The organism is Vibrio owensii (assembly GCF_002021755.1).
In the GTDB taxonomy this organism is placed as follows: Bacteria; Pseudomonadota; Gammaproteobacteria; order Enterobacterales; family Vibrionaceae; genus Vibrio; species Vibrio owensii.
In genome coordinates this window covers 1,197,281-1,210,162 of record NZ_CP019959.1, presented here as the reverse complement: position 1 = coordinate 1,210,162, position 12,882 = coordinate 1,197,281, and the positions used below count along the sequence as shown (strand labels likewise).

General features: G+C 46.0%; 11 protein-coding genes. All 11 read left to right on the top strand.

Annotated elements, in window-relative coordinates; genetic code table 11:
- The first annotated feature begins 45 nt into the window (after positions 1-45).
- The 11 genes from pepB to A9237_RS05300 all read left to right on the top strand — a co-directional run bounded on the left by pepB (position 46) and on the right by A9237_RS05300 (position 12,878).
- On the top strand, positions 46-1,344 hold the full coding sequence (pepB, locus tag A9237_RS05350; RefSeq protein WP_009705579.1) for an aminopeptidase PepB: 1,299 nt from the start codon (positions 46-48) through the stop codon (positions 1,342-1,344).
- A 100-nt stretch (positions 1,345-1,444) separates the two neighbouring features.
- Positions 1,445-1,870 carry a nucleoside-diphosphate kinase gene (ndk, locus tag A9237_RS05345; protein WP_005440311.1) on the top strand — a complete coding sequence of 142 codons (426 nt, stop codon included), beginning with the start codon at positions 1,445-1,447 and terminating at the stop codon, positions 1,868-1,870.
- A gap of 211 nt (positions 1,871-2,081) precedes the next feature.
- Complete coding sequence (rlmN, locus tag A9237_RS05340; RefSeq protein ID WP_009697672.1) at positions 2,082-3,209, top strand: dual-specificity RNA methyltransferase RlmN; 1,128 nt, start codon at positions 2,082-2,084, stop codon at positions 3,207-3,209.
- A gap of 419 nt (positions 3,210-3,628) precedes the next feature.
- Positions 3,629-4,591: a cytoskeleton protein RodZ gene (gene rodZ, locus A9237_RS05335; RefSeq protein ID WP_078607810.1), complete on the top strand. Its 963-nt coding sequence runs from the start codon at positions 3,629-3,631 to the stop codon at positions 4,589-4,591.
- Between the two features lie 5 nt (positions 4,592-4,596).
- Complete coding sequence (gene ispG / locus A9237_RS05330; protein ID WP_005424674.1) at positions 4,597-5,715, top strand: flavodoxin-dependent (E)-4-hydroxy-3-methylbut-2-enyl-diphosphate synthase; 1,119 nt, start codon at positions 4,597-4,599, stop codon at positions 5,713-5,715.
- A 55-nt stretch (positions 5,716-5,770) separates the two neighbouring features.
- Positions 5,771-7,039, top strand: a complete 1,269-nt coding sequence (gene hisS / locus A9237_RS05325; protein ID WP_078607809.1) for a histidine--tRNA ligase — start codon at positions 5,771-5,773, stop codon at positions 7,037-7,039.
- Between the two features lie 125 nt (positions 7,040-7,164).
- Positions 7,165-7,779 (top strand): YfgM family protein, encoded by a 615-nt coding sequence (locus tag A9237_RS05320; RefSeq protein ID WP_078607808.1) that lies wholly within the window; start codon positions 7,165-7,167, stop codon positions 7,777-7,779.
- A 12-nt stretch (positions 7,780-7,791) separates the two neighbouring features.
- A complete protein-coding gene (gene bamB / locus A9237_RS05315; RefSeq protein WP_009705582.1) occupies positions 7,792-8,952 on the top strand; it encodes an outer membrane protein assembly factor BamB in 1,161 nt (386 codons plus the stop codon).
- A gap of 181 nt (positions 8,953-9,133) precedes the next feature.
- Positions 9,134-10,630: a ribosome biogenesis GTPase Der gene (gene der / locus A9237_RS05310; RefSeq protein WP_005440296.1), complete on the top strand. Its 1,497-nt coding sequence runs from the start codon at positions 9,134-9,136 to the stop codon at positions 10,628-10,630.
- A gap of 79 nt (positions 10,631-10,709) precedes the next feature.
- Complete coding sequence (locus A9237_RS05305) at positions 10,710-11,579, top strand: alanyl-tRNA editing protein (protein ID WP_078607807.1); 870 nt, start codon at positions 10,710-10,712, stop codon at positions 11,577-11,579.
- A 294-nt stretch (positions 11,580-11,873) separates the two neighbouring features.
- Positions 11,874-12,878 carry a GGDEF domain-containing protein gene (locus A9237_RS05300; RefSeq protein WP_061010838.1) on the top strand — a complete coding sequence of 335 codons (1,005 nt, stop codon included), beginning with the start codon at positions 11,874-11,876 and terminating at the stop codon, positions 12,876-12,878.
- Positions 12,879-12,882 lie beyond the last annotated feature (4 nt).

Here is a 12,882-nt window from a genome sequence, read left to right as displayed (position 1 = left end):
AAAAGAAGAGGCGTAGGCAACGCCGTTATAAGACAAGGAGAAACCATGTCTACACAGATGTCTGTATTTCTTAGCCAAGAACCAGCGGCACCACATTGGGGCGACAAAGCACTGCTTTCTTTCGCTGAGAATGGCACAACCATTCACCTAGGTGAAGGTCACGATCTTGGTGCGATTCAACGTGCAGCGCGTCAACTCGATGGCCAAGGAATTCGTTCAATTTTACTTGCTGGTGACAACTGGGATTTGGAGAGCGTTTGGGCATTCCACCAAGGTTACCGCAACCCGAAAAAACACGGTACGCTAGAGTGGGTTGAGCTTTCTGAGCAAGACCAAGCAGAGCTACACGCTCGTATCACCTCTACGGACTTTACTCGCGATATCATCAACAAAACAGCTGAAGAAGTGGCGCCACGTCAATTGGCAACTATGGCGGCTGAATTCATCAAATCAATCGCACCACAAGGCACAGTAACGGCTCGTATCGTTAAAGATAAAGATCTGCTTTCAGAAGGTTGGGAAGGCATTTACGCAGTAGGTCGTGGCTCTGAGCGCACATCGGCGATGCTGCAACTTGATTACAACCCAACAGGTGATGAAAACGCACCAGTATTTGCGTGTCTTGTTGGTAAAGGCATTACCTTTGATTCAGGCGGTTACAGCCTTAAGCCATCAAACTTCATGACAGCAATGAAAGCGGATATGGGCGGTTCAGGTACGATTACTGGCGGTCTTGGTCTTGCTATTCTTCGTGGTCTTAATAAGCGTGTGAAGCTGATCCTTTGTTGTGCGGAGAACATGGTTTCTGGTCGTGCACTTAAACTTGGCGACATCATCACATACAAAAACGGAAAGACCGTTGAGATCATGAACACCGACGCAGAAGGCCGTTTGGTTCTTGCTGATGGTCTTATCTACGCAAGTGAACAAAACCCTGAGCTGATCATTGACTGTGCAACCCTAACGGGCGCAGCAAAGAATGCACTGGGTAATGACTACCATGCACTAATGAGCTTTGATGATGAGCTTTCACACCAAGCGCTAACGGCGGCGAATCAAGAGAAAGAAGGCCTATGGCCACTGCCTCTTGCTGATTTCCACCGTGGCATGCTGCCATCAAACTTTGCTGACCTATCTAACATCAGCTCTGGTGATTACTCGCCAGGCGCAAGTACAGCTGCGGCATTCTTGTCTTACTTCGTTGAAGACTACAAGAAAGGTTGGTTGCACTTCGATTGCGCAGGTACGTACCGTAAGTCAGCGTCTGATAAGTGGGCGGCAGGTGCGACAGGCATGGGTGTTCGCACACTTGCTCGTTTCCTGAACGAACAAGCCGCAAAATAAGACTTTTACCAGTGCAGACACCCTGTCTGTACTGGTATAACTAAGAGAGACGCAAGTCACTCATATAAAACTATTATTACAAGTACAAAAAGGAAACCTTATGGCTCTAGAAAGAACGTTTTCAATTGTTAAGCCTGACGCTGTAGAACGCAATCTGATTGGTGAAATTTACCACCGCATTGAGAAAGCAGGTCTACGTATCGTTGCTGCAAAAATGGTTCATCTGACAGAAGAACAGGCGAGCGGTTTTTACGCAGAACATGAAGGCAAACCTTTTTTCCCAGCACTGAAAGAGTTCATGACATCTGGTCCTATCATGGTTCAGGTTCTTGAAGGTGAAGATGCCATCGCTCGTTACCGTGAGCTTATGGGTAAAACAAACCCAGAAGAAGCGGCATGCGGTACAATCCGTGCGGATTACGCACTGAGCATGCGTCATAACTCTGTTCATGGTTCAGACAGCCCAGAATCAGCAGCTCGTGAAATCGAGTACTTTTTCCCAGAGTCAGAGATTTGCCCTCGCTAATCTTGTATTAATTTGATTTTTAAGCCTCGGACTTTTCCGGGGCTTTTTATTATCTGCTTGCCAGTGGGAAAGGGTGATAAATTGTTGGCTAAAATTTAATCATTAAGATTTTAATGCCTTAGCAAACTCAAGGTTTTAGAACCCTTGTTGTGACTGCGTAAAGGCTGTACAATTCGCGCCCTTATTCTTGTTTCAGTCATTGAGAGGCAACATGACCACTGAAAAAATCAATCTACTCGACTTTGATCGCAAAGGCATGCGTCAATTTTTCGCGGAAGAGCTAGGCGAAAAAGCGTTCCGTGCGGATCAGGTTATGAAGTGGATCTACCATTTCGGTGTTGATGACTTCGACAATATGACGAACATCAACAAGAAGCTACGTGAAAAACTGCAACACAAGTGTGAAATCAAAGCACCGACGGTAGCAGAAGCGCAACACTCTTCAGACGGCACGATTAAGTGGGCGATGAAAGTGGGCGATCAAGACGTAGAAACGGTCTACATCCCAGAAGATGATCGCGCGACATTGTGTGTGTCTTCTCAGGTAGGTTGTGCATTGGAATGTAAGTTCTGCTCAACTGCTCAACAAGGCTTCAACCGTAACCTAAAAGTATCTGAAATCATCGGTCAGGTATGGCGTGCTGCTCGTGAAATCGGTTTGCAAAAAGAAACCGGTCGCCGTCCAATCACTAACGTAGTGATGATGGGCATGGGTGAGCCACTTCTTAATATGAAGAACCTAATCCCTGCGCTTGAAATCATGCTTGATGATCTTGGTTTCGGTCTTTCTAAGCGTCGCGTTACTGTATCAACTTCAGGTGTGGTTTCTGGTCTTGATCAGATGACAGGTAAGATTGACGTCGCATTGGCGATCTCTCTACATGCGCCAAACGATAAGCTGCGTAGTGAAATCATGCCAATCAACGACCGTTGGGATATCCAAGATTTCCTAGCATCTGTACGTCGTTACATTGCGTCTTCAAATGCGAACCGCGGTAAAGTAACGGTTGAATACGTACTGCTTGATCATGTGAACGATGACATGGACCACGCACGTGAACTTGCGGAGCTAATGAAAGATACACCATGTAAGATCAACCTGATTCCGTTTAACCCGTATCCAGGTTCTCCTTACAAGAAACCAAGCAACTCACGTATTGACCGTTTCCAAAAAACATTGATGCAATATGACCACACCGTAACTGTTCGTAAAACACGTGGTGATGATATTGATGCTGCGTGTGGTCAGTTAGTCGGTGATGTTATTGACCGAACAAAACGTACAGCAGCGCTAAAAGCGGCTCGTGGTGCGGAAACCATTGACGTGAAAGCGGTGTAATTCACAGCGAATAGAAAAAATAGCCAGAGCCTTATGCTCTGGCTATTTTGTTTGTCACGTGCGAATTGTAATCCGATGGTTACAGACTTATTGGCGCTAATTTCGTTTTGTTGTGTCAATTTTTGGACAAAAGCTTGAGCTATCTGTTAATTTGAGAGCAAAGAGTTTTTGTCTTCGTTAAACATTCGCTTATCATGGTAAGTGAAATATAACTACGACACTGACAATTCTCAGTATTTTTTCCAATACGCTTTGCTGAACCATTGCAAAACGAGCATTCTTACTTTGTACACTGAGAATTTCTAAAAGATTATTTTGGTTAACACGTTTAGGCTAGCTATCTTTAAGTTAGGCTTGATTAGAACAAAAACGAAAATAAATAACCGTGTTAGCCACCAAACAGATTAAATACCGCCATTATGACAGAACACGAAAAAACCAATGAAGTGCCGCTTTCGATGGAAGCAGGCACGTTGCTAAAAAACAAACGCGAATCTCTAGGCATGACTCAGAAGCACGTTGCTGATCGCCTTAGACTTCGCGTTTCTGTTATTGAAGATATTGAAAACAATCGATTTGAGGAACAACAAGTCACCACGTTCACTCGTGGCTATTTGCGTTCATATGCAAAACTCGTTGGTCTCGATGAAAAGATTGTTTTGGCAGCTTTAGAGCAAACATCTGAAGTGCATGTTAAGCCACAAGAAACAGAAATGCAGAGCTTCTCTCGTAAAACTAAACACGAGAAACATAACAGCCGCATTATGCTGCTAACTTGGGCGATTGCGATCGTTATCACTGGTATTTCTGGTGCGTGGTGGTGGCAAAACCAACAAGAGAACAGTCTTGCTCAGTTAAGTACAGAGACCGCAGAAACAGAACAAGTTGCTGATGACGCTGACATCGATCAGATGAGCGCAGATGAACTTATCGCAAGCACGCCTGCAGAGATTGCACCTGTATCGGCTGCGCCAGCTGCGGTTTCTCAAGCGGATACGGCAATGAGCGCTGTAGGTGATGTAACTGAGCCTGTTGCTGCCGCGACAGAAGAAGTGACTGAGGAAGCGGCTCAAGAACCGGTAGCGGTGATTGAGGATGCACAAGAAACAGAAGAGCCTGCGGCTCCAGTTGTACCAGAAGGTATGACGCTGCTAACGATGAAGTTCAAAGCAGACTGTTGGATTCAAGTAAAAGATGCAAACGGCAAAACTCTGGTTAGCGGCACTCGTAAACCGGGTCAAGACGTAGAACTTGCCGGAAAAGCACCTTTTAAAGTGATATTAGGCGCACCTGAAGGCGTAACAATGACATTTGCAAGTGAACCTGTCGACCTTTCTGGGTATACTTCAGGCAAAGTAGCTAGATTCACTTTACCGTTATAAATATTATGCAACACGAATCTCCAATTATTCGTCGTAAATCGACGCGTATTTATGTGGGTGATGTGCCAATTGGTGATGGTGCACCAATTGCTGTACAGTCAATGACAAATACTCGCACGACTGATGTGGAAGCCACAGTCGCACAAATCCGAGCATTAGAAAAAGTGGGTGCAGACATTGTACGTGTTTCTGTCCCTACCATGGATGCTGCGGAAGCCTTTAAGCTCATCAAACAGCAAGTGTCTGTTCCTCTAGTGGCGGACATCCACTTTGACTACCGTATTGCCCTGAAAGTGGCAGAGTACGGTGTCGACTGTTTGCGCATTAACCCAGGCAACATCGGTAACGAAGAGCGTATTCGCTCGGTTGTTGATTGTGCCCGTGATAAAAACATCCCAATCCGTATTGGTGTTAACGGCGGCTCTTTGGAAAAAGATCTGCAGATGAAATACGGTGAGCCAACGCCAGAAGCATTGGTAGAGTCGGCGATGCGTCACGTGGATCATCTAGACCGTCTTAACTTTGACCAGTTCAAAGTCAGTGTGAAAGCGTCGGATGTATTCCTTGCGGTGGATTCATACCGCCTATTGGCAAAACAGATTGACCAGCCACTACACCTTGGTATCACCGAGGCGGGTGGTGCTCGCGCTGGTGCAGTGAAATCATCGGTTGGTCTTGGTATGCTTTTGGCTGAAGGTATCGGTGATACGCTGCGTATCTCGTTGGCGGCAGATCCGGTAGAAGAGATCAAAGTTGGCTTTGATATTCTCAAGTCTCTGCGTATTCGCTCACGTGGTATCAACTTTATTGCTTGTCCAAGCTGTTCACGTCAGGAATTCGACGTGATTAACACAGTAAACGCACTGGAAGAGCGCCTAGAAGACATCATCACACCTATGGATGTGTCTATCATCGGCTGTGTCGTAAACGGCCCTGGTGAAGCTGAGGTTTCACACCTAGGTCTAGCAGGCAGCAATAAGAAGAGCGCATTCTACGAAGACGGCAAACGTCAGAAAGAGCGTTTCGACAACGATGACCTAGTGAACCAGCTAGAAGCGAAAATCCGTGCGAAAGCGTCTGTATTAGACCAAGCTAACCGCATCGATATCAAACAAGAAGATTAATCTCATAGCTTGAGCACGCTAAGTGTGCTCGGGTTACTAAGCGACGGTAATAATTGTGGCAAAGAAAATCCAAGCAATCCGAGGCATGAACGATTGCCTTCCAACTCAGTCTCCGCTGTGGCAGAAACTTGAAAACGCAGTAAAAAGTACTGTGAGCGCATACGGCTACAACGAAGTGCGCATGCCAATCGTTGAAGAAACAAACCTATTCAGCCGCGCGGTTGGTGAAGAGACTGACGTTGTTTCAAAAGAAATGTACACCTTTGATGATCGTAACGGAGACAGCCTAACACTTCGCCCTGAAGGTACGGCGGGTTGTGTACGTGCATGTATTCAAAACAGCCTGATTAACCGTGACGAACAACGTCTATGGTACATGGGCCCTATGTTCCGCCACGAGCGTCCGCAGAAAGGTCGTTACCGTCAATTCCACCAGTGTGGTGTTGAGGTGTTCGGTCTAAATGGTCCAGATGTTGATGCTGAGCTTATCATGATGACAGCACGTCTATGGCGTGAGCTGGGAATCAATGAACATGTTCGTCTTGAGCTTAACTCAATCGGTTCTCAAGAAGATCGTGCAGACTACCGCACGGCACTGGTTGCATTCCTTGAGCAACATATCGATGTGCTAGATGAAGATTGCAAGCGTCGCATGCACACGAACCCACTGCGAGTTCTGGATACGAAGAACCCTGACGTTCAGGCTATTTTAGGTGATGCACCTCGTCTTTCTGAGTACTTAGGTGAAGAATCTAAAGCACACTTCGCAGGTCTATGTGAACTTTTAGACGCTGCAGGTATCGAATACACAGTTAACGAGCGTCTAGTTCGTGGTCTGGATTACTACAACCGCACAGTATTTGAGTGGATCACTGAGAGCCTAGGTGCTCAAGGCACAGTATGTGGCGGTGGTCGTTACGACGGTCTTGTAGAACAATTGGGTGGTAGTGCAACACCAGCAGTTGGCTTTGCTATGGGTCTAGAGCGTCTTGTTCTGATGCTAGAAACACTAGAGCTAACAGACGTTCGTCGCAGTGTAGATGTTTACGTTGTGACAGCAGGCGAAGGCACAATGATGGTTGGTATGAAGCTAGCAGAACAGCTTCGTGAAGCTATTCCAGGCGTTCGTGTTATGAGTCACTTCGGTGGCGGTAACTTCAAGAAACAGTTTAAGCGCGCAGATAAAGTTGGTGCTGTAGTAGCATTGGTTCTGGGCGAAAATGAAGTTGCAGAAAACACCGTAGTACTAAAAGACTTGGTGGGTGGTGAGCAAGAGACTTACAACCAAGCAGAAGTTGCTGAGAAGATCTCAGCACTGATTTAAGTCTTTTAATAAGCTAAAGATTAAATCCTAATTCGTAATACCAAGGCTCCCAAGATAGGAGCCTTTCGACGAAATAGGGACAATGGCAGCCTCGCTGCCATTTACATGTTTTAAGAGGACAGGAAGTGGAACTTTACGATACTGAAGAACAACAAGTTGAAGCCATTAAAGACTGGTGGAAGGAAAACGGTAAAGCCGTCATCATCGGTGCGGTTGTTGGTTTAGGTGGTCTATTTGGCTGGCGTTACTACCAGAATTCTGTGATTCAGGCGAGTGAAGCAGCTTCTCAAAGCTACACTACAGTAATGAACGCTCTGCAAACCAAAGGTGCAGATGCACAAGCGGACATTCAAGCGTTCATCGACTCAAACGAAGTTAAAGAGTACTCAGTACTTGCAGCACTTCAGCTAGCGAAAGTACAAGTGGATGCGAAAGATCTTTCAGCAGCACTTGAGCAGCTGAAGTGGGCTCAAAGCAACACCAAAGATGCTGCGCTATCTCCACTTATTAGCTACCGTATTGCGCGCATTGAAGCTGAAATGGGTAACTTTGACGCAGCAAACGCAGAACTAGATAAAGTGACGGATGCGGCATGGACTGGTCGTATTGCTGAACAGCGTGGTGATATCGCTCTTCGTCAAGGTGACAAAGAAGCAGCATATGCGGCGTACACTGAAGCTCAGCAAGCTGCAGATGCTAGCCCAACGCTACAAATGAAATTGGACGACCTGGCGAAATAAGGACCGCATTGGATGAAAAGAGTCTTTAAGAAAGCCTTATTAGGGGCATTGACGGTGGGAATTCTAGCTGGTTGTGCTAGCGAAGAAGATACTATCGTTATGGCTCCACTACCTCAGGTAGACAGTGAGTTTACGCCAAGTGCGAAATGGACAGCATCGATTGGTGATGGTGTAGGTCATTACTTCTCAAAACTGTCGCCTGTTGTAGCAAATGATACCTTGTTCGTTGCAAGCCGTGATGGTCTAGTGAAAGCGCTGGATCCAGAAGATGGCAAGCAAAAGTGGCAAACCGATCTAGAAGAAGATGTGATTGCGCGTCTTTCTGGTGGTATTACTGCTGCTTACGGTAACCTGTACATCGGCTCTGAAAATGGCGAAGTGATTGCACTTGACCAAGAAACAGGTGAAATCAACTGGCGTATTGAAGTCGGTGGTGAAGTGCTGGCGAGACCAGTCGCTGACTCAGGCATGATCATCGTGAACACCAGTCGCGGTATGTTGATTGCACTGGATGAAGCATCAGGTGAACAGCGCTGGGCATTGAGCACAGAAGTTCCAAACCTAACGTTGCGCGGTGATAGCACTCCGACAGCGATTGGTGGTGGTGTTTTCTGGGGTACGGCAAATGGCCGACTAGCGGCGGCGATTGTTGAACGTGGTCAATTGATTTGGCAACAACCGGTAGGTACACCAAAAGGTGCGACCGAAATTGATCGCCTTGTCGACGTAGACTCTTCACCGATTGTACTGGGCGGCACTCTTTTCACCGTGGGTTATAACGGTCAGCTTATCGCTATCGATTTGCGCAGCGCAAACCCAATCTGGAAGCGTAACTACTCATCTGCGAACGATATCGCGACAGATGGCAGCCGTATCTTCGTGATCACCGAGAAAGATCACGTCGTGGCAGTCGATGCTCGTAGTGGTACAGAGTTGTGGGAAAACAGCAAGTTGGAATACCGCCAGCTTACAGCGCCAGTCATCGTTGATAACTACCTAGTGGTAGGTGATACATTGGGTTACCTACACTGGATCGATCGCTCAACGGGCGAATTCGTTGCACAACAATATGTCGATGACAGCGGCTTTGCTGTTGGTCCTACATTGTTGTCTGATGGTTACGTGATTACTACTCGCAATGGCGATGTAAAGAAACTAACCATTAACGAATAATATCGTGATATAATTCACATTCGGCTCCTGGCTGGTAACAGTTAGGAGCCGTTTTGTTGTTTGAAATTATTATTTATTAACCGTTATTCCTGACGTGGTTATAGGTAAAAAGCTGGTTTGATTTGGCATCGAGCAAGTCGTTACCTATAACTACAGAAGAAAGATTATTGTAGAGGTTGTTATGGTACCTGTTGTTGCTCTAGTAGGGCGTCCGAACGTAGGTAAATCTACACTATTTAACCGATTGACACGCACACGTGACGCGTTGGTTGCGGACTTCCCTGGCCTAACGCGAGACCGTAAATATGGCCAAGCTCGTCTTGGTGAAGAACACGAATTTATCGTTATTGATACCGGTGGTATTGATGGCACAGAAGAAGGCGTAGAAACAAAAATGGCACAGCAATCGTTAGCAGCGATTGATGAAGCTGATGTTGTGCTATTCCTTGTTGATGGTCGTGCTGGATTAACGCCATCGGATGAAGCGATTGCAGCGCACCTGCGCAAAATCGAAAAGCCAGCAATGCTGGTGGTAAACAAGATTGATGGTATTGATGCTGACGCCGCTTGTGCCGATTTCTGGCAGCTTGGTGTTGACGACATGTACCAAATCGCAGCAGCACACGGTCGTGGTGTAACTGCGCTACTTGAGCGTGCTCTAGCGCCATTCTTTGATGATCTACTGGCAAGTGAATCTGAAGAAGGTGAGATTGAAGATCTGACTGAATTTGAAGATGAAGAGCTAGCGGTTGAAGACTACACCGAAGAAGACGCAGAAGCTGAGTTCAAGCGTTTGCAAGACCAGCCAATCAAACTGGCTATTATCGGTCGTCCAAACGTTGGTAAATCAACACTGACTAACCGTATCCTTGGTGAAGAACGCGTTGTGGTATACGACATGCCAGGCACTACGCGTGACTCAATCTATATCCCAATGGAACGTGATGGTCGTGAGTATGTTCTCATCGATACTGCGGGTGTTCGTCGCCGTGGTCGTATCAATGAAACAGTAGAGAAATTCTCTGTTGTTAAAACGCTGAAAGCCGTAGAAGACGCAAACGTGGTTCTATTGGTTATCGACGCACGTGAAAACATTTCTGACCAAGATTTAAGCCTACTTGGCTTCGCATTGAACGCTGGTCGCTCAATCGTACTAGCGGTAAACAAGTGGGATGGTCTGGATAACGATGTAAAAGAGAACGTGAAGAAAGAACTCGACCGCCGTTTAGGTTTCGTTGATTTTGCACGTATTCACTTTATCTCTGCGCTTCACGGTACTGGCGTTGGTCACTTGTTCGAATCGATTCAAGAAGCGTACAAGTCGGCAACGACACGTGTAGGTACATCTGTTCTTACTCGCATCATGAAGATGGCAACAGACGACCACCAACCGCCTATGGTTCGTGGCCGTCGTATTAAGCTTAAATACGCACACGCGGGTGGTTACAACCCACCAATCGTGGTTGTTCACGGTAACATGGTTCGCGATCTACCTGATTCGTACAAACGTTACTTGATGAACTACTTCCGTAAGTCTCTGGAAATCATGGGTACACCAATCCGTATTAACTTCCAGAACAGCGATAACCCGTACGAAAACCGTGGTGGCAAGCTGACTCTTTCTCAAGAGCGTAAGCGCAAACGTATGATGTCTGCAGTGAAAAACCGCAACAAGTAATCGCCTAAGATTTTATGAATACCCAAGTTTCGACTTGGGTATTTTTTTATTCAAAGCTTTCATAAGAAGTAATCAACACATGACAATCACAGCAACCAAGACGCGTTTCTGTCATCAAACTTGGCAGTTAGAGGCGCACGTACAAATTGTTCTATCTACATCAGAAGCTACTTACGTTGTTACTGATGTCACGCCTTTTCATCCCGTTAGCCATATTTGGCCTGATCATCCAGCAGATAAAGGCACGATGACGGTGAATGGTAAGAGCTTTGATGTGGTTGACTGCCAAGTGGGTGCTGTAGAACTAGCAAGCGGAGAGTTATATGTTGGCCAAGCTATTCCGGTAAAACGTGATACGGAAGGGTGGGCGTTTGTTGTCGTGCATGTCTTGCCATTCACCGATACGTTTGATGCTGGTGATATTGCGTTGCTGGAAGTGGATAAAGAATACCAACTCTCTCTAAGTCGCGGTCATAGCGCAGGGCACATCGCATACCTTGCACTCAATAAGGTGCTGGCGCAGAACTATTGGCGTAAAGATGCCGACCGTAAAGACCCGCATGGTAACTACGATTTCAACAGCTATGCGCAAGAAACCAGTTTTGTTACCCCAGATAAATGTCTGGATACCTACCGTTTAGGTAAAACACTCCGCAAAAGAGGGTTAAACAGTGCAGATATGCTGTCTGACCTAAAAAGCATCGAACAACAGGTGAATGTTCTGTTGGGGGATTGGCTAAAAAGAGACGTTGCGATCACTGTCGATTGCCATGGGGAACACCTCACGGATTCACGTTATTGGCAATGTGATTTAGGTGAAGGTGAAATCGCTGTCATCCCTTGTGGGGGAACGCATGCGAGCCATTTGAGTGACTTCGGTTCTATCCATGTCACACTAGTGGAAATAGACTCACAAACTATCGAAATGCACACCGATGTAAGACGCTAAATTTGGATTCTGATCTTTTTATTAAATCCTGTTTGAGTGGTTTATTGTTCGAAAGTGTAGTTTTTAGTTCTAATTAAAATTGAGAGACAGAATATGTAACTTATGCTTTCGGTATGTGGTTATATAAATATTCTTTTAAGGGGTGATCGCTGATCAAAAGGGAAATATCCGAAGATCAGCATTCGATCTTTTATAGTGCCGCGTGCGCATAATGTGAGTTAGTTACCTGTGTCATATTAATAGATTTATTATATTTCAGGCTAATTAACATAATAACGATATGAATACGCCACAATGGACAAAGATAGACTGTTAGATGCTCACCGAGCAGTCAATCGTCTTTTAGGTAAGCTTGCTCTGGGAATGGAACGCGATAGCCTCAACCATGAGGTTATCAAGTTAAGTGAACACCTATTTGGGAAGAGGCAAGCTTCCATTTTACGATTGCACCCCGATACCAACACACTGCATTTGGAGTTTGCCCCACACTTACCTGATTTCTACAATCAAGCGATTGAAGGCGTCCCTATTGGACCTGATATTGGCTCATGTGGCGCTGCTGCATTTTTAAAGCAAACCGTGGTCGTTAGTGATATTGATCATCACGTTAACTGGGCCGCTTTCCTTGAGCTGACTCAACAAGCCCAACTCCGTGCATGCTGGTCTGTGCCTATTATTGCTTCGGATGGTCACGTGCTTGGGACATTTGCCATCTACAGCAATACACCTTCTGAACCTCATCCTTATGAACTCGAAGTTCTCGAAATGCTAGCCGCTTTGTATGCGGTAGCCTTAGAGAAGTATCGCCTAGAAGAACAACTTCATTTTCATGCTAGTCGAGATCCACTGACGCACTGCTTTAACCGCCGTGCGCTTTTGACCGAAGTCGATCGCAAGATCAACCACAAATGTGCACGCAGCGCTGTAGTGGGATGCTTTTTCGTTGATATCGATGAGTTTAAGTACATTAATGATCGCTTTGGGCATGAGACCGGAGACCAAGTTTTGGTGCTGGTGGCTGAGCATTTAAAGCAAGCGTTCCGTTCATGTTCAGTGATAGGGCGTTATGGTGGCGATGAGTTTGTGGGTTTCAGCTGCTTTCATGATTTGGATACATACCAAAACTTTACAACCCGTCTAGTTCAAGAGCTTAACCAAGTATGCCAGTTAGAGGAATACAAAGTAAAAGCCAGTATAGGTGCCGCTTGGAGTACCATGAGTGAGCGCGCTGTGTTACAAGAGCTTATTCAAAAAGCAGATGTGGCGATGTATCAAAACAAGCGTGCTAAACGCGCGTGATTAA